This window comes from Arthrobacter sp. YAF16 (assembly GCF_052113385.1).
Classification (GTDB): Bacteria; Actinomycetota; Actinomycetes; order Actinomycetales; family Micrococcaceae; genus Arthrobacter.
In genome coordinates this window covers 172,304-198,289 of record NZ_JBFRDC010000002.1, presented here as the reverse complement: position 1 = coordinate 198,289, position 25,986 = coordinate 172,304, and the positions used below count along the sequence as shown (strand labels likewise).

Below are 25,986 nucleotides of genomic sequence, written 5' to 3'. Positions count from 1 at the left end.
AAGAACATCTTAGACCGGGCGCCACAGGCCCCGGGCGGGAAAGATCAGGCTACCGTGCCGCGGCGATATACCCGCCGCGCCGTGGCGGCGAGGACGTTGTCCTGTTCGGCGGGGCTGAGCGTTTCGATCAGTTCCTTCAGCACCTGCCAGGTCTGCTGATAGCCGCCGGAGAGGACCGACACGGGCCAGTCGCCGCCGTACATGAGCCGTTCCGCACCGAACAGCTCGAGGGACTCGTGGAACACCGGCGCCAAGGCGGAAGCGTTATATTCTGCACCGGGAATATGAAGTCCGGAGAGCTTCGCCACCGTGTTGGGGCGGCCCGCACACGCGGTCAGTTCGCGGCGCCATCGCGCCATCGCGTCCGGGTCGGTGAGCGGCGGTTTGCCCAGGTGGTCCACGACGACGGTGAGCTCCGGCAGTGCCCCGGCCAGGTCGGCCGCGGCCCCCAGATGGCGCGGGAATGCGTCGGGGACGTCGAAGGGCAGGCCGGCCGCGGCGAGCAGGGAGAGCGATTCGCGGACCGGGGCGAGGGCGAGGAAGCCGTCCCGCGGGTCGTCGTGGACCAGGTGCCGGACCCCGCAAAACTTGTCCGATTCCAGCCACTGGTCCAGCTGGGCCCCTGCGCGGGCGGGCGAGTCCAGCTGGATCCAGCCGACCACCCCGCGGATCCACGGCTCGGCATCCGCCGTTTCCAGCAGGAACCCGGTGTCCTCCAGCGTGTCGTCCGCCTGGACGAGGATCGCCTCCGCCACGCCGGCCGCATCGAGCTCAGTCCGGGCCTGCGCGGCGGTGAAGGTCCGCTTCAGCTCCGGCACCGAATCCAGCCAGCCATACCGGCTGCGGCCCAGGCACCACAGGTGCAGGTGCGAGTCCACCGTGGGCAGCCCGCTCACCGGGGAATCAGCCCCTCCGCTTCGAGCGCGTCCCAAAGGTCCCGGGGGAGCGCCCGGTCCATGCCGGCGATGTTGGCACTGATCTGCTCCGCGCCCCGCGCCCCGATGACCACATTGCACACGGCCGGGTGCCGCAGTGGGTACTGGATGGCGGCGTCGGGCAGGTCCACCCCGAACGAGGCGCAGACGGCGGCAAGCCGCCGTGCCCGGGCCAGCAGCTCTTGCGGCGCCGGTCCGTAGTTGTAATGGGCATCCGCCGGGACTTCAGCCGTGGCCAGGATGCCCGAGTTGAACACTCCGGCGGCGACGACGCCGACGCCGCGTTCGACGCATCGGGGCAGCAGCCCGGTCAGGGCGGGCTGCTCGAGCAAGGTGAAGCGGCCGGCGAGCATGACCAGGTCCAGTTCGGCGCGGTCGACGAGCGTGTGCAGGGCCTCCGCGGAGTTGGATCCCACCCCGATGGCCCGGACGAGGCCCTCGGCCTTCAACCGCTGCAGGGCCGGCAGGGCCTCACTGAGAGCGGCGTCCATGTCGTAGGCATCAGGGTCGTGCAGGTAGAGGATGTCCACCCGGGAGATGCCCATGCGGTCCAGGGAGTCCTCCAGGCTTTGCCGGATGCCGCGCTCGGTGAAGTCCCACCGCCGGGTGCTCCGGGCCGGGACGGCGAAGCCCTCGGTGTCCGGTTCGCCGGGCCGGAAGGCCGGATTGGGCTCCAGCAGGCGGCCGGCTTTGGTGGAGATGACGTAGTCCTCCCGGGGGCAGGTGCGGAGGAAGTCGCCGAGCCGCCGTTCCGAGAGCCCGAGTCCATAGTGCGGCGCCGTATCGAAATAGCGGATCCCGCCAAGCCAGGCGGCCTCCAGGGTGCGGCGGGCGTCGTCGTCATCCATGCTCGAATACAGGTTCCCGAGAGCGGCGGCGCCGTAGCCCAGCCGGCCGAGGGGCAGTTGCGTCATTGCCGTGCAAGCTCCCACACCATCGGGATGCCGCGGTCCTCGCCCGAATAGTCGTCCTCGACCTCGAGGAGCTCGGCCATTTCCGCCTGCCAGGGGACGTTCGCAGGGTGCTCGGCCAGGAACTTGCGCATGGTGGCGTAGTCCTCGACCTCCACGACGTGGAAAAGTTCGCGTCCGCTGCGCCAGATCCGCCAGCTGTGGACGCCGATCCCGCGCATGGCGTCCGCGAGCTCGGCGGGAATCCGCGCATGGATCCGGTCGTAGTCGGCCTCGCGGCCGGGCTTGAGCCGGGTGTGCAGGGCGATGCGTTCCGGGGTTGTGCTCATCGGATTAGCCTGCCACAGCTTCAGCCGGAGCGGACCACGCCGGACCGGCCGGGAAGGAGAACTCAGCGAGCGAGTGCGCTTTCATTTCGCTGCCGCCGCCCGGGGCGGCCGGGGGCCAGTAGCGCCCGCCATGGACGTCGACCGGGACGACGAAGTGCTCATGGAGGTGGTCGACGTATTCGATCATCCTGCCCTCGAGCTGCCCGGAAACTGCCACGTAGTCGAACATCGAGAGGTGCTGGACGGCTTCGCAGAGGCCTACGCCGCCGGCGTGCGGGCAGACCCGGACCCCGAACTTGGCCGCGAGGAGCAGGATGGCGATGTTTTCGTTCACTCCGGCAACTCGCGCCGCGTCGAGCTGCAGCACCTCGAGGGATCCGGCCTGCAGCATCTGCTTGAACACCACCCGGTTCTGGACATGCTCCCCGGTCGCCACCGGAATCGGGGCGATGGCGCGGGCGATCGCGGCATGGGCCAGGATGTCGTCCGGGCTCGTCGGTTCCTCCACCCAGGCGAGGTCGGGGTCGCCGAGGCCGCGGATCCATTCGATGGCCTCCGTGGTGTCCCAGCGCTGGTTCGCGTCCACGGCGATCTTGATGCCCGGTCCGCAGGCGTCCCGGGCGACGCGCAGACGCCGGACGTCATCCGCCAGGTTGGCGCCAACCTTGAGCTTGACCAGCGGGAAGCCGTCCGCGACGGCCTCGCGGCACAGCCGGGAGAGCTTGGCATCGTCGTAGCCGAGCCAGCCCGGGGTGGTGGTGTACGCCGGATAGCCGGCGCGGAGCAGCTCGGACTCCCGACCCGGACGGCCGGTTTCTGCGCCCCGCAGGATAGCGAGGGCCTCTTCCGGGGTGAGGGCGTCGCTGAGGTAGCGGAAGTCCACCAGGTCAACCAGCTCTTCGGGCGACAGCCGGGACAGCAGCTGCCAAAGCGGCAACCCGGCGCGTTTTGCTTTCAAGTCCCACAGGGCGTTGATGGCCGCCCCGATGGCCATGTGCATGATCCCCTTCTCCGGCCCCAGCCAGCGCAGCTGCGAGTCGTGCACCATGGAGCGCCAGGTAACGCCCATGTCATCGAGCAGCTCCTCGGCGTTCCGGTCCTGGAGATAGGGGACGAGGGCTGTCAGGGCGCTGGCCACCACTTCGGTGCCGCGCCCGATAGTGAAGACGAAGCCGTGGCCTTCAAGGTCGTCGCCGGCGTCGGTGCCGATCACCAGATAGGCCGCCGAGTAGTCCGGGTCGGGATTCATGGCATCCGAGCCGTCCAAGGACGACGACGTCGGAAAGCGGACGTCACTGACCGTGACGGCGGTGATGGTACTCACGTGGGAACTCCTCATGCTCCGGGCAGCCCCGGAATCTCGCGTCGCCCGGTCGGGCGGTGAATTCGACAGTAAACATCCGATGTATGGCTTGTCAACGACGGTGTGGTCTGTATTGTGGTGTGCGACACCTTTCCGCGCGGCCGGTCCGGCCGCCGGGTTAGCGGCGGGCAGAGTTGCCCGATTTGGAGGAAGTGTGAAGTTGGTTCGCTTGGGCCCCGCTGGTGCGGAAGGCCCCGCCGTGATTGCTGCAAATGGCGCAGGTACGGAAAAGACATATGATCTATCTCCCCTGACTTCGGACATCACCGGCGAGTTCCTTGCCGGCGGGGGAATTGCCGCCACGCGGAACGCCCTGGAACGCGGAGAGCTTGAGCCGCTGGATCCCGCCGGCCTCCGGGTCGGCGCTCCGATCACCCGTCCGTCCGCGGTCATCTGCGTGGGTATGAACTACGCCGCGCATGCCGCCGAATCCGGGGCGCTGCCGCCCGAGGTTCCCATTATCTTCCTCAAGACGCCCAACACAGTCGCTGGCCCGGATGATGCGGCGTTCATCCCGCGCAATTCCACCAAGACCGACTGGGAGGTCGAACTCGGGGTGGTGATCGGCCGGCGCGCCAGCTACCTCGGCTCGCCGGCCGACTCTGCCGCGCACATCGCGGGCTATCTGGTTGCCAACGATCTGTCCGAGCGTGCCTTCCAGATCGAGGAGTCCGGCGGCCAGTGGTCCAAGGGCAAGTGTTCGCCTGGGTTCTCCCCGCTAGGGCCGTGGCTCGTGCCCGCCGACGAGGTCGATCCGGGCAGTCTCCGGCTCCGCAGCTGGGTCAACGGCGAGCCCCGCCAGGATTCCAGCACGGCTGACATGGTCTTCCCGGTCGACTTCCTGATCCACCACCTGAGCCAGTACCTCACCCTCGAGCCCGGCGACGTGGTCCTCACCGGCACCCCGCAGGGCGTGGCGCTCTCCGGCAAGTTCCCGTACCTCAAAGCCGGTGACGTCGTCGAGGTCGAGATCGAGGGCCTGGGCCGGCAGCGGCAGGTCTTCGCGCAGTCCTGAACAGCCGCCGCGCCAGCCTGCCTCACCGGGCCTGCCCGGCCCGGTGAGGCGGCGAGCAAGCAATTAAATGTCTTTGGAAAGGACAAGCATGACAACGGAGATGGATGGGCTGGTCGCGATTGTGACCGGAGGTGCTTCCGGCATCGGCGCCGCGGCAGCCGCCCGGCTCGCCGCCGCCGGAGCCTCGGTGGCGGTCCTGGACCTGAACCCGGAGGACGCCGCCAAGGGGCACTTCGCGGTGCGCTGCGACGTGGCCGACGACGCCTCCGTGGTCGCGGCAGTCCAGGGGGTCGCCGAACACTTTGGCCGGATCGACGTCGTCGTCAACAACGCCGGGATCGGCGCCCAAGGCACGATCGCGGACAACGACGACGATGAATGGCACCGCGTCCTCGACATCAACGTGCTCGGCATGGTGCGGGTCAGCCGGGCCGCACTGCCGCATCTGCGGCGCTCGCCGGCCGCCGCGATCGTCAACACGTGTTCCATCGCGGCCACGGCGGGGCTGCCGCAGCGGGCGCTGTACGGTGCCAGCAAAGGCGCGGTCCTGTCCCTGACGCTGGCCATGGCCGCGGACCATATCCGCGAAGGCATCCGGGTCAACTGCGTGAACCCGGGCACCGCTGACACCCCATGGATCGGCCGCCTGATGGCCCAAAGCGACGATCCGCAGGCCGAACGCGCCGCCCTCAACGCCCGCCAGCCCCACGGCCGGCTGGTCACCGCGGACGAGGTGGCGGCCGCCATCACCTACCTCGCATCACCGGCCGCCGGCTCCACGACTGGAACCTCCTTGGCGGTTGACGGCGGCATGCAGGGCCTGCGCCTGAGGCCGGCACAGTGACGGATCAGCCGGTCCGGGCGGTGCTCGGAGTCGACATCGGCACCAGCAGCAGCAAGGGCGTCGTCGTGGACCTGGAGGGCAAGGTGCTCCGTTCCGCCGCGCGCAGCCACGAGGTAAGCCGGCCCCGGCCGGGCTGGGCTGAGATGGACGGGGACCTGTGGTGGGAGGAATTCGCCGCGATCAGCCGCGAACTGCTGGCTGGCCGGGGCGCGGACGAACAAATCGTCGCCGTCGGCGTCAGCGGTATGGGCCCCTGCGTCCTCGTCACCGACCAGGACGGCACCCCACTGCGCCCGGCGATTCTTTACGGCATCGACTCCCGGGCCACCGAGCAGATCGAGTCCCTCACCGCTGAGTTGGGCGGCGACGAGCTCATTATGGAGCGCTGCGGTTCCGTGCTGTCCACCCAGGCCGTCGGGCCCAAGCTGGCGTGGCTGGCCCGGCACGAGCCGGACACTTTCGCCAGGAGCCGCCGGCTTTTTATGCCCTCCTCCTGGCTGGCCTACCAGCTCACCGGCGCGTACGTGCTGGACCACCACTCCGCCAGCCAGTGCACGCCGTTGTACGACACCCGGACGCTGGAATGGTATCCGCCCTTCGCGAGCAAGATCGCTCCCGGGCTGGAACTTCCGCCGCTGCTCTGGCCCGGCGACACCGCCGGGTACGTCAGCGCGGAGGCCGCCGTCGCCACCGGGCTTCCGGCCGGAGTCCCGGTGATTGCCGGAACCATCGACGCCTGGAGCGAAGCCGTCAGCGTGGACAGCCAGAACAATGGCGACCTGATGCTGATGTACGGCACCACCATGTTCCTGGTCAACACCGTCCCGGACCGGGTCACCTCACCCCAGCTGTGGGGGACGGTCGGCGCGTTCGAGGGAACCCGCAACCTGGCCGGCGGGATGGCCACCTCCGGGGCGGTCACGTCCTGGCTCAAGGAACTGTTCGGCTCCCTCGACTTCCCGGAACTGCTGGAGCTGGCCGCCGCCTCGGGCCCCGGCGCCCGTGGACTCCTGATGCTGCCCTACTTCGCCGGCGAACGGACCCCGGTGGCGGATCCGCAAGCCCGCGGCATCATTGCCGGACTGACCCTCTCGCACACCCGCGGCGACCTGTACCGCGCCGCCCTGGAGGCCACGGCACTGGGCGTCCGGCACAACATCGAGTCCATGGAGCTGGCCGGCGGAAACATCCGGCGCATCGTGGCCGTCGGCGGCGGAACCCAGGGTGAGCTGTGGACCCAGATCGTTTCCGACGTGACCGGGCAGCCGCAGCTCATTCCGAGCCAGACCATCGGCGCCAGCTACGGCGCCGCGTATCTGGCCGCGGGCACGGTTGCCGAGGTCCGGATCAGCGAGTGGAATCCGCCGGCCCGGACCGTCCACCCCAATCCTGCCGTGAGCGCGGACTATGAGGAGCTGTACGACCTCTACTTACGCCTTTACCCGGCCACCCAGGACATTGCCCACGCCCTCGCCGGACGCGAGGAACGTCTGAGCCCCCAAAACCTTGAAAGGGAAACCACACCATGAGCAGTTACACCTTCCCGTCCATCACGGAAACCCCCGACGCCGAGGCCAACACGGTCTACACCATCAGCAGCGGCGACCTGCGGCTCGCTGCCAACACCAAGTGCTGGCCCACCCAGCAGCAGCTCGAAGGGCACTTCGCGGCCGCCGTGGAGTCCCTCGGCTACCAGGTGGTCCGCGCGCACGGCGTCAACCCCGACACCGGGCATGGCTTCATCGACAGCCAGCGCATGGGTATGGAAGTTTTCAAGAACATTCCGCCGACGGCGCCGGTGGTGGTTGTCGAGGCCGTCTGGCAGTACAGCCACCACGTCCTGGCCGGCCTGCGCACGCACCGCGGCCCGATCCTGGTCGTGGCGAACTGGGCGGGCGACTTCCCGGGGCTGGTGGGCCTGCTTAACCTCACCGGAAGCCTGACCAAGGCCAAGGTCGACTACTCCGCGCTGTGGAGCGAGGACTTCACCGACGAATGGGCGGTGGGCAAGCTCAAATCCTGGCTCACCTCCGGCAGCATCACCCACGACACGAGCCACGTCCGCGAACTGCCGCCGCTGGCGGATACGGAGGAGGTCCGGCTGGGACGCGCCCTGGCGCAGCAGCTGATGGCCGACAAGGCCATCATCGGCGTCTTCGACGAGGGTTGCATGGGCATGTACAACGCCATCATCGACGACGAAATGCTCAACCCGCTGGGCATCTACAAGGAGCGGCTCTCGCAGAGCGCCCTCGTGGCCGAGATGCTGAAGGTCCCGGACGCAGAGGCCGACGCGGTGAAGAGCTGGCTCGACGACGCCGGCCTGACCTTCCACTTCGGCACCGACCCTGCGACGGAGCTGACCCCCGACCAGGTCCACAGCCAGCTCAAGATGTACATTGCCGCGCTGCGCATCTCGGACGATTACGGCGTCGACGCCGTCGGCATCCAGTACCAGCAGGGCCTCAAGGACACCGTCCCGGCGTCCGACCTGGCCGAAGGCCTGCTCAACAACGTCCAGCGCCCGCCCGTATACTCCCGCGACGGCGGCCGGGAACTGTTCGCCGGAAAGGCGCTGCCGCACTTCAACGAGGTGGACGAGGGGGTCGCCGTCGACGCCCTCATCACCAACCGGATTTGGACCGCGATGGGGCTCGATCCTGCCACCACGCTGCACGACGTGCGCTGGGGTGCCGACTACGACGGCGAGTTCGTCTGGGTCTTCGAGATCTCCGGCTCCGTGCCGGCCTCCCACAATGGCGGCTACGACAAGTCGTACTCCATGCGACAGCCCGAGATGTTCTTTCCGCTGGGAGGCGGCACCCTCAGCGGTGTCTCCAAGCCGGGGGAGATCGTCTGGTCCCGGGTCTTCATCATGGACGACCGGCTGCACGTGGACCTGGGCCGCGGCCACGTCGTCGAGCTTCCGGCGGAGGAGACCCAACGCCGGCTGGACGCGACCGACCCGCAGTGGCCGATCATGCACGCCGTCCTCGACGGCGTCAGCCGAGACCAGCTGATGGCCCGCCACAAGGCCAACCACGCCCAGGTGGTCTACGCCCCGGACGCCGCCACGGCGGACAAGGCGCTGGAAGCCAAGGCCGCATTCTTTGCCGAGCTAGGGGTGCAGGTCCACCTCTGCGGCGACGTGGCACTCTAGGGGACAGGTGGCGGCGGCTGGCCGTCCCTGAGGTCTGGGGACGGCAACGGCCGCGGCTGGATGGAATACTCCCGGGGACACCTCGGTTGGCGCCTAAGGGACTTGGCCCGCCTTTGCAGGCAGGCCGGCCCCGCGCAATGGGCGGGAACCGCCTTCGACGCCGTATCCGGCGCCAACGGCGGTCCGCGTCCGAACCGGCTCTAACCAGCCAGAAACGGAGATGGTGGACCAATGACTGCCTACAAGACAGTGAACCCCGCGACCGGAGAAACTCTGAAGGAATTCCCGCTCGCTACCGCAGGCGAGGTGGAAGAGGCGCTCGCAGCCGCGCAGCAGGCGTTCCAGGCCTGGCGCGCCGCCCCTGTCGAGGCCCGCGCCAAGGTGATCGCCCGCGTCGCAGAACTGTACCGGGAACGCCAGGACGAGCTCGCCCGGCTGATCAGCACCGAGATGGGCAAGCCCCTGGCACAGGCCCGCGGCGAAGTGCAGCTCGTGGCCGATATTTACGACTACTACGCCGCGGAAGGCCCGGGCTTCCTCAAGGACGAGCCGCTGGAGGTCAAGGGCGGCGGCTCCGCCGTCGTCCGTTCGGCTCCAGTCGGACCCCTGCTCGGCATCATGCCGTGGAACTACCCGTACTACCAGGTGGCGCGCTTCGCGGCGCCGAACCTGGTCCTGGGCAACACGATCCTGCTCAAGCATGCCGGCAGCTGCCCGCAGTCTGCCCTCGCGATCGAGGAAATCTTCAAGGATGCCGGACTCCCACAGGGCGCCTACACCAACCTCTTCCTCAGCAACGAACAGGTCGCCGAGGTCATCGCCGACAGCCGGATCCAGGGCGTCTCCCTGACCGGCAGCGAGCGGGCCGGTTCGGCCGTGGCCGAAGTGGCCGGCCGGAACCTGAAGAAGTACGTGCTGGAACTCGGCGGCAGCGACCCCTTCATCGTGCTGGATTCCGATGACCTCGACGCCACCGTCAAGGCCGCCGTGGGCGGCCGGATGGGCAACGCCGGGCAGGCCTGCACCGCCTCGAAGCGGTTCATCGTGCTCGAGGACCTCTACGAGCCCTTCGTGGAAAAGTTCACCGCCCGGATGGCCGGGATCAAGCCCGGGGACCCGCTGCTGGAGGACACCAAGTTCGGTCCGCTCTCCTCGCAGAGCGCCGCGGACGGCCTGATCGAACAGATCCAGGACGCCGTGGACAAGGGCGCCACGCTCCGCACCGGCGGCCACCTCGTGGACGGCCCGGGTGCCTTCGTGGAGCCCACCGTGCTCACCGACGTCACGCCGGAGATGCGCGCCTTCTCCGAGGAGCTGTTCGGCCCGGCCGCGGTCATCTACAAGGTGGCCAGCGCCGAGGAGGCAGTCGAACTCGCCAACGGGTCCCCGTACGGGCTCGGAGGCTCGGTCTTCAGCGCCGACCCGCGCAAGGCCCAGGACCTCGCGGACCGGCTGGATACCGGCATGGTCTTCATCAACTCGGTGGCCGTAACGCAGGCGGACCTGCCGTTCGGCGGCGTCAAGCGCTCCGGCGTCGGGCGTGAGCTGGGCCGGTTCGGCATGGACGAATTCGTGAACAAGAAACTGATCCGCACCCCGCGCTAAGCGGGAGCGCCCCGGGCGGGAACGCTTCAGTGGGGACCGCTTCAGACGGGAAGCCCAGCCAGGACACGGCTGCGGTCGGAGGTGAAGACCTTCCGGCCGCAGCCGTTGCCGTCCCGTTAGGCTCCTCACATGGAGAAAACGGCCACCGCAGCGGCGCGGCGCAGCCTGGCATTCGTGGGAATCAACGCGGGCCTGGCGCTGCACCCGGCGGACTCCCGAGGCGCCCAGGTCCCGGGCGAGCCGGCCAGCTGCTTCGCCACGTTCTGGCGGGCCGACTGGTCACGCTGGGGTGCCGGGAGCGCCCTGCTGGTTGCGACCCTGCAGGGCTGGCGCAGCTACGGCACCAATGAGGCCCTCGCGAAAACCCTGGCCACCGAACTTACCCGCTATTTCCCGGAAGCGTCCAGATTCCCGCTGACCGGGATCGGGCACACCCACGACGAGTTCACGGTGGAAGTGGACCCGGCGACCGGGTTCCGCGCAACCGGCCACAAGGCGGAGCTGGCAATCAGCGGCATCCTGGACCGAAGGCAGTTCACCGCCCCCAACTTCCAGCTCGGCGAAGGCAGCGCCGCCCTGAGCAACGTTTATCTGCCCTGCAGCACCGGTCGGCTCGCGGAATTCGGGGTGGAGTGGCCGGGCACGCCGGCGGTCTATCCCGGTCCGCTGGGACCGTCCTCCTCGGCGTTCATCGCCTTGGCCGAATCCTGGGTGCTCTAGCGTCCCTGCCCGGCGGCGGCACCGGCCCGGGGCTGCGCAAGAGCGGCCAGGCGGCACGTGGCCTAGTGTTAAGGCTGGACGATGTTCAGCACACTTACGGTTCACGGAGAGGCGATGATGGCCAAGCGCAGCAACCCGGCAATGAGAATTGCCCAAAAGACCGCCCACAGCGCAATGTTCGACGCCGACGGCAAGCCCAAGCCCGGCGTCCACAACATGCTCCTGCGCGCGGTGGAAATCCAGCGGCCGCTGGTTCTGGCGAACCTGCGCCGGCTGCAGCGGAAGCACCCGAACGCCACCGCGGCGCAGCTCGCCGCCATCCTGGAACGCAACTACCTGACCGCCGTTACCGGCGGCGGCGCCCTCGTCGGCGGCTCGGCCGTTATCCCCGGCGTCGGCACCGTTGCCGCGCTGGGTCTCTCCGCCGCCGCGACCGTCGGATTCCTGGAGGCTACCGCGCTGTTCGCCACCTCGCTGGCGGAACTGCACGGGGTGCGAATGGTCGACCCGGAGAGGGCCAGCACGTTGGTCATGGCCATCATGCTCGGCGAAGAAGGCACCGCCCTGCTGAGCTCGCTGAGCGGCCACGCCGCCGGGCAGGGCAAGGGGCCAACCCAGGCCTGGGGCACGCTCTTCGCACGCAGAGCGCCGATGATCGGCTTCGGGTCGGTGCGAGAGCGGATCCAGCGGGCCTTCCTGCGGAACCTGCTCAAGCGCCAGGGCACCGCTCTGCTGGGCCGCGCCCTGCCCTTCGGCATCGGCGCCGTGGTGGGCGGCGTGGGCAACCGGATGATGGGACGCGCCGTCGTCGAAAACGCCAAGGAGGCCTTCGGCCCGATGCCGGTGACCATCCCCGGCGAGCTGAAGCCCGGCGCCGGTACCGCGGAAGCCGGCCCGGACCTGGAAGGCGGAACCCGTGGATCTGAACGCTGACCTCGGGGAGTCCTTCGGCTCCTGGACGATGGGCGATGACGCGGCGATGTTCCCGCTCGTCACCAGCGCCAGCGTGGCCTGCGGTCTGCACGCCGGGGACCCCGTCACCATGCTGGACACCTGCCGCGCGGCCTACGAACTCGACGTCAGGGTCGGCGCCCACCTGGGCTATCCCGACCTGGCCGGCTTCGGGCTCCGCGCCATGGACATGAGCTTCGACGACTTGTTCGGCGCGGTTCTCTACCAGCTCGGCGCGCTCGACGGCGTGGCCCATGCGGTGGGCGCCTCGGTGGACTACGTCAAGGTGCACGGCGGCCTCTACGACCGCACGATGCAAGACGACGAACAGGCCTCCGCCGTGGTCGCCGCCATCCAGGCCTACGATCCGGGGCTTCCGATCCTGGGCCTGGAGGGTTCGGCCTTGCTCAGGATTGCCCGTGAGGCCGGCAATCCCGTGTTCCACGAGGCTTTCGCCGACCGCGCCTACCTCCCGGATGGCTCACTGGTGCCGCGGCTGGAGGACGAATCGGTGATCGAGGACCCGGACGAGATCGTCGAGCGCGCGCTCCGGCTGGCCCTCAAGGGCGAAGTCCTGGCGGTCGACGGAACCGTCGTCACGCTCACACCGCATTCGCTGTGCCTGCACGGTGACACCCCCGGCTCGGTGCAGGTGGCCGCCGCCGTCCGCGCCGCGCTGGAGAAGGCCGGCGTCGAACTCGAGTCGTTCGCCTGAGTCCCGTTTCGCAGTCCGCGCTGAGACTAAAGTGGCGGTTGTGACACTAGTGCCGTAGGGCCCTATCGGGGGAGCAGGGTGCCCCATAGCTTTGGGGGCATGACTGCCGGAGGCCCCGCGGGGTTGGATGGACCCGCCTCGGACGCAATGTTGAAGCTTGGCCGCTTTTTCACGAAATGGGACCAGACCGAGGACGGCAGGGCGGTGTTCCGGGAAGGCGGCCGCAAGGGCGACATCTTCTACCGGGACCGCTGGAGCCACGACAAGGTGGTCCGCTCCACCCACGGGGTGAACTGCACCGGCTCCTGCTCCTGGAAGGTGTACGTCAAGGACGGCATCATCACCTGGGAATCCCAGCAGACCGACTACCCTTCGGTGGGCCCTGACAGTCCCGAATACGAGCCGCGCGGCTGCCCGCGCGGAGCCGCCTTCTCCTGGTACACCTACTCGCCCACCCGGGTCCGCTTTCCCTACGCCCGGGGTGTGCTGGTGGAGATGTACCGCGAGGCCAAGGCCCGGCTGGGCGACCCGGTGCTCGCCTTCGCCGACGTCGTGGGGGACCCGGAGCGGCGCCGCCGCTACCAGCAGGCCCGCGGCAAGGGCGGCCTGGTCCGTGTCTCCTGGCAGGAAGCGATCGAGATCGCGGCCGCCGCGCACGTCAACACGATCAAGAACTACGGGCCGGACCGCTGCGCCGGTTTCTCCCCGATCCCCGCCATGTCGATGGTCTCGCATGCCGTCGGCACCCGTTTCATCCAGCTCATCGGCGGGGTGATGACGTCCTTTTACGACTGGTACGCCGACCTGCCGGTGGCCAGCCCGCAGGTTTTCGGCGACCAGACCGACGTCCCGGAATCCGGCGACTGGTGGGACGCGCGCTACCTGATGATGTGGGGCTCCAACGTCCCCGTGACCCGGACCCCGGATGCGCACTGGATGGCCGAGGTGCGGTACCGCGGAACCAAGGTGGTCACGGTCAGCCCGGACTACGCGGACAACACGAAGTTTGCCGACGAATGGCTGCCCGCCCAGGCCGGCACCGACGCCGCCCTGGCGATGGCGATGGGGCACGTCATGCTCAGGGAGTTCTTCGTTGAGCGCGACGTGCCGTTCTTCTCCGATTATGTCCGGCAGTACACCGACCTGCCGTTCCTCGTCCGGCTGGAACGGCGCGACGACGGCACCCTCACCCCGTCCAAGTTCCTCACCGCCAGGGACCTCAAAGCCGAGTCGTTGGCTGAGGACGCGGCGTTCCGGACCGTGCTGTTCGACAAGAAGACCGGCCTGCCCGTTGTCCCTAACGGCTCGATGGGGTTCCGCTATTCCGGCAGCGGCGAGGGCAAATGGAACCTGGACCTCGAGGGCATCGAGCCGGCGCTGTCGCTGCGGGAGGTCTCCGCTGAAAACGCCGAGATCCTGCTGCCATGCTTCGAGGACGCCGGCCGCGAGGGCAGCGTGCTCCGACGCGGCGTGCCCGTCCTCGAGGTGGAGGGCCAGTTGGTCACCACCGTGTTCGACCTGATGCTGGCCCAGTACGGCGTGGGCCGCGAGGGTCTGCCGGGGGACTGGGCGGCCGGCTACGACGACGCCGCGACGCCCTACACCCCGGCCTGGCAGGAGGAGATCACCTCCGTCCCGGCGCAGGCCTGCATCCGGGTGGCCCGGGAGTTCGCCCGCAACGCGGAGCAGTCCAAGGGCCGGTCCATGATCATCATGGGCGCCGGCATCTGCCAGTGGTTCCACGGCGACACCACCTACCGGGCCGTGCTGGCCCTGGTCATGCTGACCGGCTGCATGGGCCGCAACGGCGGCGGCTGGGCGCACTACGTGGGCCAGGAGAAGACCCGCCCCGCCACCGGCTGGGTGTCGCTGGCGAACGCGCTGGACTGGTCCCGGCCGCCGCGGACCATGATCGGCACCGGCTACTGGTACATGCACACGGACCAGTGGCGGCAGGACGGCTACTCCGCCGACGCGCTGAAGTCTCCGCTGTCCACCGGAGCCCTGGATGGCATGCACACCGCGGACGCGATGGCCCAGTCCGCGCGACTCGGCTGGATGCCGTTCTACCCGCAGTTCGACCGTAACCCGCTGGACATCGCGGACGAGGCGGAAGCCGCCGTCGCCGCCGGCACCGCGAAAGACACCCCGGGCTACATCGCCGACGCACTGAAAAACCGCACCCTGAACCCGGCGATCGAGGACGTGGACGCCCCGGAAAACTGGCCGCGGACCCTCGTGCTGTGGCGCTCCAACCTGTTCGGCTCCTCGGCCAAGGGCAACGAATACTTCCTGCGCAACCTGCTGGGCACCCACAACAACGTGCTCGGCAAGGACCACGCGGAAGGCCTCAAGCCGCGGGACGTGAAATGGCACGAGCAGGCGCCGGAAGGAAAACTGGACCTGCTGGTCTCCGCGGACTTCCGGATGACCTCCACCACGCTGCTCTCCGACGTCGTGTTCCCGGCCGCCACCTGGTACGAGAAACACGACCTGTCCTCCACCGACATGCACCCCTTCGTGCATGCCTTCACCCCCGCGATCGACCCGCCGTGGGAGACCAAGACGGACTTCGACACCTTCCACCTGCTGGCCCAGGAGTTTTCCCGGCAGGCCAGGACGCACTTGGGGGTCCGCCGGGACCTGGTCAGTGTGCCGCTGCAGCACGACACCCCCGGCCAGCTCGCCCAGCCCGGCGGGATAGTCCGCGACTGGCGGCACGCGTCCATCCCCGCCGTGCCGGGACAGAACATGCCCATCTTCTCCGTGGTGGAACGCGACTACACCGCCATCGCGGACAAGCTGGCCGCCGTCGGTCCGCTGGCCGACAAACTGGGCTTCACGGTCAAAAACGTCACCTACAAACTGGCAGGGCCGTTGGAGCGGCTGAGCCGGTCCAACGGGGTGATGCTCGGCGGCGCCGCGGACGGCCGCCTCGCGATCGACACCGACGCGAAGATGGCCGAGGCGATCCTGGCTTTCTCCGGCACCACCAACGGCGCCCTGTCCGTGCAGGGCTTCAAGGACCTGGAAGTCCGCACCGGCCGGAAACTGGCGGACCTGTCCGAGGGGTCCGAGGAAAAGTTCATCACCTTCGCGCAGACCCAGGCCGGCCCGGTCCCGGTGATCACCTCGCCGGAATGGTCCGGCTCCGAGACCGGCGGCCGGCGCTACGCACCGTTCACCATCAACGTGGAGCGGCTCAAGCCGTGGCACACCCTGACCGGCCGGATGCACTTCTTCCTGGACCACGACTGGATGCTGGACATCGGTGAAGCGCTGCCGATCTACCGGCCGCCGCTGGACATGCACCGGCTCTTCGGCGAACCCAAACTCGGCCGGGACGGGTCCATGGAGGTGGTGGTCCGCTACCTGACGCCGCACTCGAAATGGTCCATCCACTCCGAATACCAGGACAACCTGCTGATGCTCTCGCTCTCCCGCGGCGGACCCACGGTCTGGATGAGCCCGGCCGACGCGGACGCCATCGAGGTCAAGGACAACGACTGGGTGGAGTGCGTGAACATCAACGGCGTCCTGGTGGCCCGCGCGATCGTCAGCCATCGGATGCCGGCCGGCGTCGTCTACGTCCACCACGCCCAGGAACGCACCATCGACGTGCCGAAGTCCGAGGCCACCGGGCGGCGCGGCGGTATCCACAACTCCGTGACCCGGCTGCTGGTCAAACCCTCGCACCTGATCGGCGGCTACGCCCAGCTGGCCTACGCGTTCAACTACCTTGGCCCCACCGGAAACCAGCGCGACATGGTGGCCACCGTCCGCCGTCGCTCCCAGGAGGTGCAGTACTGATGCGTGTCATGGCCCAAATGGGCATGGTCATGAACCTGGACAAATGCATCGGCTGCCACACCTGCTCCGTGACCTGCAAACAGGCGTGGACGAACCGTGCGGGCACCGAATACGTTTGGTTCAACAATGTCGAAACCCGCCCCGGGCAGGGGTATCCGCGCCGCTACGAGGACCAGGAGAGGTGGCACGGCGGCTGGGTGCTGAACAAACGCGGCAAGCTCGTGCTCAAGGCCGGTGGCCGGGTCAAGAAGCTCCTGGGGATCTTCGCCAGCCCGGTCCAGCCCGAGCTCAAGGACTACTACGAGCCGTGGACCTATGACTACAAGACCCTCGTGGACGCACCGCTGGGCGACGACTTCCCGGTGGCGCGGCCAAAGTCCCTGATCACCGGCGAGGACACCAAGATCACCTGGTCCGCGAACTGGGACGATGACCTGGGCGGCTCCACGGAGAACGGGCACCTGGATCCGATCGTGGAAAAGGTCCGGCGCGAATCCGAGGACAAGATCAAGTTCGCCTACGAGCAGACCTTCATGTTCTACCTGCCGCGGATCTGCGAGCACTGCCTGAACCCGTCCTGCATGGCCTCCTGCCCCTCCGGCGCGATCTACAAGCGGGTGGAGGACGGGATTGTGCTGGTGGACCAGGACAAGTGCCGCGGCTGGCGGCAATGCGTCACCGGCTGCCCGTACAAGAAAATCTACTTCAACCACAAGACCGGCAAGGCCGAGAAGTGCACCTTCTGCTACCCGCGGGTGGAGGTAGGACTCCCGACGGTCTGCTCGGAGACCTGCGTGGGCCGGCTGCGGTACCTGGGGCTGTTTTTGTACGACGCCGACGCCGTCACCGCGGCGGCCGCCGTGACGGACCCGCAGGAGCTCTACGACGCGCAGATGGACGTGCTGCTGGACCCCAGCGACCCCGCCGTGCAGGCCGAGGCGCGGGCCCAGGGCATCCCGGAAGACTGGATCGACGCGGCCCGGCGCTCGCCGGTCTACGCCCTGGCCAAGGTCTACAAGGTCGCCCTGCCGCTGCACCCCGAATACCGGACCATGCCGATGGTCTGGTACGTCCCGCCGCTCTCACCCGTGGTGGACCTGCTGCGGGACCAGGGCCACGACGGCGAGGACGCCGGCAACCTGTTCGGCGCCATCGACGCGTTGCGCATCCCGGTGGAATACCTCGCCGAACTCTTCACCGCCGGCGACGCGGACCGGGTCACCGCGGTGCTAAAGAAGCTCGCCGCGATGCGCTCCTTCATGCGGGGCATCAGCCTCGGCAACGACCCGGACGACTCCATCCCGGAAGCCGTGGGGATGGACAGCCAGACCATGTACGAGATGTACCGGCTGATGGCGATCGCGAAGTACGAGGAGCGCTACGTGATCCCCAAGGCACACGTGGAGCAGGCCCACGACCTCGAGGAAATGGGCTGCTCGCTGGATTTTGAGGGCGGCCCGGGCATGCAGGACTCCTCGCCGTTTGGCGAGGCCAGCGGCAGGCCCGTCCCGGTGGCGGTGGAGACCTTCAACGCCCTCCGGGACCGGCAAACCTCCGGCGCCGCACCCGGCGAAACGACGCTGCGCGGACGGGTGAACCTGCTGAACTGGGACGGCACGGGAGCGCCGGCCGGGCTGTTCCCGGACAAGCGGCCCGAACCGGGCACCCTGGCGGCGGCGGAGGACCAGCCGTGAGCCGCCGCGAACAGGTCGTCTACCTCGCCGCGGCCTGGTGCCTGTCCTACCCGGACGAGGAACTGATCGGGCGGGTGCCGCTGATGCGGGCCGCGCTGGCCGAGTTTCCCGGCGCCGGGGCGGACTTCGCCGAGGTGCTGGACCGGCTGGACGCCACCCCGCCGCTGGAGCTGCAGGCCCACTATGTGCGCGAGTTCGACCTCGGCAAGCGCCACGCCCTGCACCTGTCCTACTGGACCGACGGAGACACCCGGCGCCGCGGCGAAGTGCTGGGGAACTTCAAGAAGACCTACCGGCAAAGCGACATCCTGGTGGACACCCACGGTGAACTGCCCGACTACCTCCCGATGGTGCTGGAATACGCCGCGCTGGTGGACCTGGCGGCCGGCCGCGAGCTGCTGAGCCGGTTCCGGGCCAGCTTGGAGATGCTGCGCTTTGGCCTGCTCCGGGACGACCTCCCACACGCCCGGATCCTGCGGGCCGTCTGCGCCACCCTGCCCGGGAAATCACCCGCGGATGAGCAGGCCGTGATGCGGATGGCCGGCTACGGGCCGCCCACCGAGGCGGTGGGTTTGGACCCGTATGATCCGCGACTGTTGCCCGTGAAGGGGGCCTGACCATGCTGGCATTAGAGGCCGAGCCCGGATCCGCCGTCGAAATCTCCGCCTTGGACATCGTGCTCTGGGGCGTACTGCCCTACGTCATGGTCGTTGTGCTGGTGGGCGGCCTCATCTGGCGCTACAAGTACGACCAGTTCGGCTGGACCACGCGGTCCTCCCAGCTCTACGAATCCCGGCTGCTGCGGATCGCCTCGCCGTTGTTCCACTTCGGCCTGCTCGCCGTGATCGCGGGGCACTTCTTCGGCCTGGTCATTCCGATGGCGTGGACCCAGGCCGTGGGCATGAGCCAGGAGTTCTACCATTTCAACGCCCTCCTGGTTGGCGGCATCGCCGGGGTGGGGACCCTGGGCGGCATCATCCTGCTGATCTACCGGCGCCGCACCACCGGTCCGGTCTTCATGGCCACCACCAGGAACGACAAAACCATGTACGTCGTGCTCACCGGCGCGATCGTGTTCGGGCTCTGGACCACCCTGGCGAGCGTCTTCGAGGGCGAACACGGGCACAACTACCGCGAAACCGTGGCGCCGTGGTTCCGCTCGCTGTTCATCTTCCAACCCGACATCGCGGCGATGGCGGCGGCGCCCTTCTCCTTCCACCTGCACACCCTGGTGGGCATGGCGCTGTTCGTCATCTGGCCCTTCACCCGCCTGGTCCATGCGTTCACGGCGCCGTTCCACTATCTCTTCCGGCCGTACATCGTTTACCGCTCCCGCGACCGGGACCGGGACGGCAGCCGGGCCGGCGCGGCCGCCACGCGGTCCTCCGGCACCGCCGCCCGCCGCGGCTGGTCCGCCGTCGGGACCCGCGACCGGGACACCCGCAACCGCTGAGGTGCCGGCTATGCCGCAGCTTCCCGAAGCCTTCCCGAACCCTTCCCGAACCGAAAGGAGACCTCCGTGGCCGGAGCAGCGACCCCGTCCGCAACCGCGCCGGCAGGCCAGACGCTCAACCTGGTGCTCGCCACCGCGGCCTCGGTGGCCGGTTTTTGGGCCTGGAATTCCGTGGCCACGCTCGGGGCCTTCTACACCCAGAACCTCCAGCTCAACCCCGCCACCACGGGCATCCTCGTCGCCATGCCGGTGTTCGTCGGCTCGCTGGGCAGGATCGTCGTCGGCGCCCTGACAGACAAGTACGGCGGCCGCGCCCTCTTCAGCTTCGTGCTGCTGGCGGCCATTGTCCCGATCCTGCTGGTGGCCGTCGGGGGCACCATCCGCTCCTTCGCGCTGGTGCTCGGCTCCGGGCTGCTGCTCGGGGTGGCCGGCACCGTGTTCGCCGTCGGCATCCCCTTCGTCAGCGCTTGGTACGAACCGTCACGGCGCGGCTTCGCCACCGGGGTGTTTGGTGCCGGGATGGGCGGCACCGCCCTGGCCGCGTTCCTGAACCCGCGGCTGGTCGCCTGGATCGGTTACTTTCCGACGCACCTGCTGATCGCCGGAGTCCTGGCCGTCATGGCCGCGCTGGTCTGGTTCCTGATGAAGGAGTCCCCGGCGTGGAGCCGCCAGGACGCGCCGGTCATGCCCAAGCTGCTCGACGCCGCAAAAACCCCGGTCACCTGGAAGATGTGTTTCCTCTACGCCGTCGTATTCGGCGGATTTGTGTCCTTCGCGACCTACCTGCCGACGTACCTGCGGGACATCTACAGCTTCGACCCGAGCGCCGCCGGCGCGCGTACCGCCGGCTTCGCCTTGGCCGCCGTGCTGGCCCGGCCCATCGGGGGAGTGCTCGCGGACCGGTTCGGCCCCAAGCCCGTGGTGGTGGTCTCGCTCGCCGGCGTCGCCGTGCTCGCCTGGGTGGTGAACCTGCAGCCCGACGGCGATGTGCCCGCCGGCCTGACGTTCGTCGCCATGGCGGCCGCCCTGGGGCTGGGCACCGGCGGCGTCTTCGCCTGGGTCGGGGTGCTTGCCCCGGCCGGCAAGGTCGGCAGCATCAGCGGGGTGGTCAGCGCCGCCGGCGGCCTGGGCGGCTACTTCCCGCCGCTGGTGATGGGAGCCACCTACGACGCCGCGACCCGCAGCTACTCGATCGGGCTGATGCTGCTCGTGGTCACGGCGCTCGCGGCGCTGGCGTTCACGGTCTTCGCCATGCATGGCCGCGTCAAGGCCACAGTCGCGCACGCCTGACGGCCAAGCGGGCCGCCGAGCTGACCGGTGGGCTCAGAGCGTCTTCCGGGTGAAGAGGGAGTCGCCGTGCACGTCGTCCAGGTCCACCCGGCCGGTTTCGACGAAGCCAAGTTTGGCCAGGACGCGGCGTGACGGGGTGTTCCAATCGCGGACGGTGGCCCAAAGGCAGGGGGTAACCGGCTGCCTGCGCCTGCTGCAGGACGGCCCGGGAGGCCTCGCTCGCCAACCCCCGCCCCCAGACCCTTCGTAGGAACTCGAACGCGAGTTCCGGCTCCCCGTCCTGCCCGTGCCGATTGGGAATCAGCCCGCAGTAGCCGATGACCTGCCCCGAACTTTTTTGCTCCGCCGCCAGCAGCCCCGGGAAGGGGAGCCCGTCGTCCCGACGGATCCCGTCGGCGATTTCCTCCAGCGTGGGGTGGCCGTCGGGACTGATGCGGCGATGCGGCGGGACGCGGGGGTCGCGTTCGGTCCAGAGCTCGTGCTGGACCGCGGCGTCGGACACGCGCAATGGCCGCAGCAGCAACCGGCCGGTTTCGAAGGCGGCCTCCGGGCGGGGTGTCTGTGCCGGATCCATCCGGGTCAGCCGAAGACGAGGTGCGCGGCGGTAAAGATGGCCAGCCCGGCGAGGGCGCCCACGACGGTGCCGTTGATCCGGATGAACTGCAGGTCCTTGCCCACCTGGAGTTCGATCTTCTGCGAGGTCTCCTCGGCATCCCAGCGGGCCACGGTATCGGTGATCACGCCGGCAATGTCCGAGCGGTAGTTGTTCACCAGGTACCCGGCGGCGTCGCCGATCCAGGTGTTCACCTTGCCGGCCAGCTCGGGGTCGACCACCAGCCGGGTGCCGAAGTCGTGCACGGCGGCCTTGAACTTCACTGTCAGTTCGCTGTGCGGATCGTCGACGGCGGCCAGCAGTGCGGCCTTGACCGTGCCCCAGGTGCGGGAGGCGAGTTCGCGGACCTCCGGGTCGCCCAGCACCTGCGCTTTGACGCCCTCGGCGCGGGCGATCATGACCGGATCGTGCTGCAGGTCCTGGGCCAGTTCTTTGAGGTATTTGTCGATGGAGAGCCGGACCTGGTGTTGCGGATCGGCCTGCACGGCCCGGGTGAATTTCAGGATCTCCACGTAGACCTTGTCGCCTACGAGCCCGTCCACGAACGTAGGCACCCAGGTGGGGGAACGGTCCGTGACCAGCCGGTTGACCGTTTCGTGGTTGTCCCGCACCCAGTCCACCGTACGGTCCACGAGCAGGTCCACGAGAGCGTGGTGGTGGCCGTCGTCGAACACGCGCTGGGCGAGCCGGCCCACCGGCGGTCCCCAGGGCGGAGCCAGCAGGTGCCGGCGGACCATGCCCTCGATGACGGCCTGGACGTCGTCGTCGTTCAGCACCGTGAAGGCGCCGCGGATCACGGCGGCACCTTCCTTGGCCACCCGCTCGGCTCCACCGGGCCCGGACAGCCAGCCGCCGACCTTGCGCGCAATGTCAACGCTGGCCAGTTTCTCCTTCACCACCTGTTCGGAGAGGAAGTTGGTCTCCACGAATTCGCCCAGCGACGCCCCGATCTGGTCCTTGCGCCGCGGGATGATCGCGGTGTGCGGGATCTTCAGGCCCAGCGGGTACTTGAACAGGGCCGTCACCGCGAACCAGTCCGCGAGGGCGCCCACCATGCCGCCCTCGGCCGCTGCCCGGACGTACTCAAGCCACGGGTACTGCTTCTGCAGGGCGAAGGCGAGCACGAAAATGACGGCCATGCCGATCAGCAGCGACACCGCCAGCAGCTTCATCTTCCGCAGCGCCGCGGCCTTTTCTGCGTCCGCGGCGGAGAGTCGGTGTTCGACGCCGGCCGGGGGGACGGCGGGACGGGCGGGTCGTTCAGTGTTCACCTGCATGTGCCCAGCCTAGCCGCGCATCCGTAACCGACGTCCGCTAACGTGTCAGCATGAATACCGAGGAGTCCGCCGCCGCCCGCCCGCTGGTCTACGCCCACCGGGGCGCCAGCGGAGCCTTCGCCGAGCACACCCGTGCCGCCTATTTGCAGGCGATCGCCGACGGCGCCGACGGCGTCGAATGCGACATCCACCTGACCCGCGACCAGCACGCGGTGCTGCTGCACGACGCCAACCTGGACCGCACCTCGGACGGCACCGGCCCGGTCGCGGACCACACCCTGGCGGAGCTGCGGCTGCTGGACTTCTGCTCCTGGAAGGGCGCCCGGATTCCCGAGGAGTACGGCGCCCGGTCCGAGCAGTTCCTGACCCTCCCCGAACTGCTCGATATCCTGCGCCTGGCCGGCCGCGAGATCGGCCTGGCGATCGAACTCAAGCACCCCAGCCCCTACCAGCTCAAGCTCGAGGACCGGGTCCTGGCTGTCCTCGAGTCCGAGGGCTGGGACCGGGCCACCTCGATGCTGGACAACATCCGGGTCTCATTCATGAGCTTCAGCCCCGACTCGGTGAAGCACCTGCTCCAGAGCGTGCCCGCCGCGGCCATCTGCCAGCTCGTGGACGACGTGAACGTGGAGGAAATCCGCGAAGAACTCGGCCTCGGGGCGATCACCGGCGGCGCCCTCGCCAACGTCATGAAAGCTGCGCAGACCGAGGGGGAGCGGATCCTGGACGACTGCGAGGTGGGCCTGGCCGGGCCCGGCATCGGCTACGTGCGCGGACACTCCCGCACCGTCCGGCGCTGGCTCGAATCGGGCCGCCGCTTCCGGGTCTGGACCGTGGACTCGGCGGACGACGTCGACCTCTGCCGTGAACTGGGCATCCACGAGATCACCACCAACCGGCCCGCCGAGGTCCGCGCCCAGCTGCTCGCCCCGCTCTAGGGCATTGCTGCGTGCCGGTGCCTGTCAGCTGGTGGTCCGGTGCTGTTCCGCGGGCGTGTCCTCGCTTGCACCCCAGCTTGCCAGGAGGCGGAGCCGTTCTGCAGAGGGGGAACCGGGCTCTGCGGTGTAGACCATCAGGACGAGACCAGCCTCTGCGGTGATGGCGAGTTCTTCGTAGGCCAGGGTAAGTTCACCGGCCACGGGATGAAGGAAGCGTTTAGTTCCGGAGCCATGGGTGCGTACGTTGTGCGCACCCCAGAGGGCACGGAAGGTCTCGCTTCGGGTCGAGAGTTCTCCGACGAGGTCCTGCATGGTGCGGTCGTGGGGGTCGCGGCCCGCCTCGGCACGCATGATGCCGACGCACATCTCGCTGAACAGCTCCCAGTCGGGGTAGAAGTCCCGGGAAACGGGGTCGAGAAACTGGAACCGGGCGAGGTTCGGCAGGCGGCCGCCGTCTCCGATCAGCGGGGAGTAGAAGGCCCGCCCCAAGGCGTTGGTCGCCAGCAGGTTCTGGTACGGATCGCGGACGAAGGCGACGCCCTCGGTGATCGCTTCCAGGGCCCACTGCAGGCTCAGTCGCGCGCTGGCCTGGGTGGCGGCACGTTTCCGGGGCCTGCCGGAGACGGGAATGCCGTCTGCCGCCCGGGCGAGGTCGAAAAGGTGGGCACGTTCGGCGTCGTCGAGGCGGAGGGCGCGGGCAAGGGAATCGAGCACGGACGAGGACGCACCCGCGATCGAACCGCGCTCTAGCTTGGCGTAGTACTCCACGCTGACGTCGGCGAGGAGTGCCACCTCGCTGCGCCGCAGCCCAGCCACGCGCCGATTTCCGCCGGCTACGAGCCCGGCTTCTTCCGGGGTGAGGCGTGCGCGCCGCGACATCAGGAACTCACGCACTTCAGCCCGGTTATCCATGCTTCAAGGATAAATCGGTGCGATTGAACAAGGGGCGCCCTCCCGGTACACCCCTCAACAGTGACTCCCACGCGGAGTGCATCACCTGTTGACTGGATGAAGATCCCCAGCACATGACCCGTCCGCTTCCCCTGCGGGCTAGGAGAGCATATGGACACCACCACCCTCCCGGCGTCGAACCCGGCAGCCATTGACCCGGCAGCTACTGACCCGGCAGCTACTGACCCGGCAGCTACTAAACATCAGAAACGACTGCCGCTCGCCACCCTGGCTGTGCTGGCCGTTATCGGCTTCGTCCTCGTTGCGATGGAGACCATGCCGGCCGGCCTCTTGCCGTCTATCGCCGGCGGAATGGGGACCAGCGAAGGCACCGTCGGACTGTTCGTCAGCGCCTACGCCCTCGGCACGGTGATCATCACGATCCCCGCCATCACCCTCACCCGGGGCATGCGGCGCAAGCCGTTGCTCCTCGGCGCGCTCCTCGGCCTCATCCTGGCCAACAGCGCCACGGCCCTCTCCAGCGACGTGACCCTGTCGCTGGCGTCGCGTTTCGTCGCCGGCGCATTCTCGGGAATCATCTGGGGGATGCTGGCCGCCTACGGCCGGAAGATCAGCCCGCCATCCCGGGCAGGCCTGTCTCTGGCGATCGTCTCGGTAGGGGCGCCCGTCGGATTCGCGCTCGGCACACCGCTGGGGTCTTGGCTCGGAACGGCCTTCGACTGGCGGTGGGCCTTCGCCGGACTCACCGCGGTGGCCATCATCGCCGGTGTATTCATTGCTGTCATCGCCCCCGATGCCGGCGGGCAGCCTGGCACCTCCCGGCTTCCACTGGTCCGGGTGTTCCGCATCCCCGGCATCGCCGTGATCCTGGCCGTCATCTTCACCTGGATGCTGGCCCACAACACCATCTACACCTACATCGCCCCGTACCTGCGGGCCACCGGCACCAGCCTCACCGTCGACGTCGAACTCTTCATCTTCGGGATCTCCTCGATCGCCGGCATCATCATCACCGGAGCCCTCCTCGACAAACACCCCCGCCCGCTCCTGCACGGAAGCGTCGCCCTGTTCATCTCGGCTGCGGTGGTGCTGCTGCTCGGCCACACATCGGCCCCGGCGATCATCGCCGCGACCGTCCTGTGGGGGAGCACCTTCGGCGGGGCCGCCGCCCAGCTCCAAGCCGCCCTGACCACCGCCGGAGGCGCGGACTCCGACGTCGCGAACTCATTCCTGCCGGTGGCGTTCAACCTCGCCATCTTCACCGCCGGCATCCTCGGCGCCGCCCTGCTGACGAGCGATAGCGGCCTCGTGCTGGCGGACGTGATGATCGCCGCCGGCCTGGCCGCGCTCATGCTGACCATCTACGGGCGCCGCAGCGCTTTCCCCGGCCGCCTCTAGCCATGCCGGCGGCCCCGCCGACTCGTCCCGTACACCGCACCGAAAGAAGGAAC

The 25,986-nt window shown here is 68.7% G+C and carries 22 protein-coding genes; 15 read left to right on the top strand and 7 right to left on the bottom strand.

Annotation, left to right across the window (positions count from 1 at the left end; all coding sequences use genetic code 11):
* Positions 1-44: 44 nt before the first annotated feature.
* From AB4Y91_RS08550 to AB4Y91_RS08535, 4 genes are read right to left on the bottom strand one after another with little or no spacing between them, the layout of a single operon-like run.
* Positions 45-896 (bottom strand): amidohydrolase family protein, encoded by an 852-nt coding sequence (locus tag AB4Y91_RS08550; protein WP_441418058.1) that lies wholly within the window; start codon positions 894-896, stop codon positions 45-47.
* Positions 893-1,849: an aldo/keto reductase gene (locus tag AB4Y91_RS08545; protein ID WP_441418057.1), complete on the bottom strand. Its 957-nt coding sequence runs from the start codon at positions 1,847-1,849 to the stop codon at positions 893-895. The genes AB4Y91_RS08550 and AB4Y91_RS08545 overlap by 4 nt, the downstream gene beginning before the upstream one ends.
* Positions 1,846-2,175 carry an L-rhamnose mutarotase gene (locus AB4Y91_RS08540; protein WP_441418056.1) on the bottom strand — a complete coding sequence of 110 codons (330 nt, stop codon included), beginning with the start codon at positions 2,173-2,175 and terminating at the stop codon, positions 1,846-1,848. Before AB4Y91_RS08540 ends, AB4Y91_RS08545 begins: the two co-directional genes overlap by 4 nt.
* Positions 2,176-2,179: 4 nt before the next feature.
* Entirely contained in the window at positions 2,180-3,499 is a 1,320-nt protein-coding gene (locus tag AB4Y91_RS08535; RefSeq protein ID WP_441418055.1) for an enolase C-terminal domain-like protein, read from the bottom strand.
* Between the two features lie 193 nt (positions 3,500-3,692).
* On the opposite strand from AB4Y91_RS08535, the gene AB4Y91_RS08530 reads away from it, so the two are divergent.
* The 13 genes from AB4Y91_RS08530 to AB4Y91_RS08470 all read left to right on the top strand — a co-directional run bounded on the left by AB4Y91_RS08530 (position 3,693) and on the right by AB4Y91_RS08470 (position 20,795).
* A complete protein-coding gene (locus AB4Y91_RS08530; protein ID WP_441418054.1) occupies positions 3,693-4,553 on the top strand; it encodes a fumarylacetoacetate hydrolase family protein in 861 nt (286 codons plus the stop codon).
* Positions 4,554-4,641: 88 nt separating this feature from the next.
* Positions 4,642-5,397 carry an SDR family NAD(P)-dependent oxidoreductase gene (locus AB4Y91_RS08525; RefSeq protein WP_441418053.1) on the top strand — a complete coding sequence of 252 codons (756 nt, stop codon included), beginning with the start codon at positions 4,642-4,644 and terminating at the stop codon, positions 5,395-5,397.
* Entirely contained in the window at positions 5,394-6,926 is a 1,533-nt protein-coding gene (locus AB4Y91_RS08520; RefSeq protein WP_441418052.1) for an FGGY-family carbohydrate kinase, read from the top strand. The genes AB4Y91_RS08525 and AB4Y91_RS08520 overlap by 4 nt, the downstream gene beginning before the upstream one ends.
* Entirely contained in the window at positions 6,923-8,557 is a 1,635-nt protein-coding gene (locus AB4Y91_RS08515; RefSeq protein WP_441418051.1) for a fucose isomerase, read from the top strand. Before AB4Y91_RS08520 ends, AB4Y91_RS08515 begins: the two co-directional genes overlap by 4 nt.
* 231 nt (positions 8,558-8,788) lie before the next feature.
* Complete coding sequence (locus tag AB4Y91_RS08510; RefSeq protein WP_441418050.1) at positions 8,789-10,162, top strand: NAD-dependent succinate-semialdehyde dehydrogenase; 1,374 nt, start codon at positions 8,789-8,791, stop codon at positions 10,160-10,162.
* A 129-nt stretch (positions 10,163-10,291) separates the two neighbouring features.
* Positions 10,292-10,882 carry a hypothetical protein gene (locus tag AB4Y91_RS08505; protein ID WP_441418049.1) on the top strand — a complete coding sequence of 197 codons (591 nt, stop codon included), beginning with the start codon at positions 10,292-10,294 and terminating at the stop codon, positions 10,880-10,882.
* 117 nt (positions 10,883-10,999) lie between these two features.
* On the top strand, positions 11,000-11,815 hold the full coding sequence (locus AB4Y91_RS08500) for a hypothetical protein (protein WP_441418179.1): 816 nt from the start codon (positions 11,000-11,002) through the stop codon (positions 11,813-11,815).
* Positions 11,799-12,548 (top strand): LamB/YcsF family protein, encoded by a 750-nt coding sequence (locus tag AB4Y91_RS08495; protein ID WP_441418048.1) that lies wholly within the window; start codon positions 11,799-11,801, stop codon positions 12,546-12,548. The genes AB4Y91_RS08500 and AB4Y91_RS08495 overlap by 17 nt, the downstream gene beginning before the upstream one ends.
* Before the next feature lie 99 nt (positions 12,549-12,647).
* Entirely contained in the window at positions 12,648-16,358 is a 3,711-nt protein-coding gene (locus tag AB4Y91_RS08490) for a nitrate reductase subunit alpha (protein ID WP_441418047.1), read from the top strand.
* Positions 16,358-18,052, top strand: coding sequence for a nitrate reductase subunit beta (gene narH / locus AB4Y91_RS08485; protein ID WP_441418046.1), 1,695 nt, complete (start codon positions 16,358-16,360; stop codon positions 18,050-18,052). Before AB4Y91_RS08490 ends, narH begins: the two co-directional genes overlap by 1 nt.
* Complete coding sequence (narJ, locus tag AB4Y91_RS08480) at positions 18,049-18,669, top strand: nitrate reductase molybdenum cofactor assembly chaperone (protein ID WP_441418045.1); 621 nt, start codon at positions 18,049-18,051, stop codon at positions 18,667-18,669. The genes narH and narJ overlap by 4 nt, the downstream gene beginning before the upstream one ends.
* 2 nt (positions 18,670-18,671) lie before the next feature.
* Positions 18,672-19,505: a respiratory nitrate reductase subunit gamma gene (narI, locus tag AB4Y91_RS08475; protein ID WP_441418044.1), complete on the top strand. Its 834-nt coding sequence runs from the start codon at positions 18,672-18,674 to the stop codon at positions 19,503-19,505.
* Positions 19,506-19,571: 66 nt separating this feature from the next.
* A complete protein-coding gene (locus AB4Y91_RS08470) occupies positions 19,572-20,795 on the top strand; it encodes an MFS transporter (protein WP_441418043.1) in 1,224 nt (407 codons plus the stop codon).
* On the opposite strand, the gene AB4Y91_RS08465 is transcribed toward AB4Y91_RS08470, so the two are convergent.
* Positions 20,770-21,369: a GNAT family N-acetyltransferase gene (locus AB4Y91_RS08465; RefSeq protein WP_441418042.1), complete on the bottom strand. Its 600-nt coding sequence runs from the start codon at positions 21,367-21,369 to the stop codon at positions 20,770-20,772. The genes AB4Y91_RS08470 and AB4Y91_RS08465 overlap by 26 nt on opposite strands.
* Before the next feature lie 5 nt (positions 21,370-21,374).
* Positions 21,375-22,685 carry a DUF445 domain-containing protein gene (locus AB4Y91_RS08460; RefSeq protein WP_441418041.1) on the bottom strand — a complete coding sequence of 437 codons (1,311 nt, stop codon included), beginning with the start codon at positions 22,683-22,685 and terminating at the stop codon, positions 21,375-21,377.
* A 50-nt stretch (positions 22,686-22,735) separates the two neighbouring features.
* Between AB4Y91_RS08460 and AB4Y91_RS08455 the strand changes: the two genes are divergently transcribed.
* Positions 22,736-23,623 (top strand): glycerophosphodiester phosphodiesterase, encoded by an 888-nt coding sequence (locus AB4Y91_RS08455; protein WP_441418040.1) that lies wholly within the window; start codon positions 22,736-22,738, stop codon positions 23,621-23,623.
* Positions 23,624-23,647: 24 nt separating this feature from the next.
* On the opposite strand, the gene AB4Y91_RS08450 is transcribed toward AB4Y91_RS08455, so the two are convergent.
* A complete protein-coding gene (locus AB4Y91_RS08450) occupies positions 23,648-24,535 on the bottom strand; it encodes a helix-turn-helix transcriptional regulator (RefSeq protein ID WP_441418039.1) in 888 nt (295 codons plus the stop codon).
* A gap of 150 nt (positions 24,536-24,685) precedes the next feature.
* Between AB4Y91_RS08450 and AB4Y91_RS08445 the strand changes: the two genes are divergently transcribed.
* Positions 24,686-25,933 carry an MFS transporter gene (locus tag AB4Y91_RS08445; RefSeq protein WP_441418038.1) on the top strand — a complete coding sequence of 416 codons (1,248 nt, stop codon included), beginning with the start codon at positions 24,686-24,688 and terminating at the stop codon, positions 25,931-25,933.
* Positions 25,934-25,986: the final 53 nt, after the last annotated feature.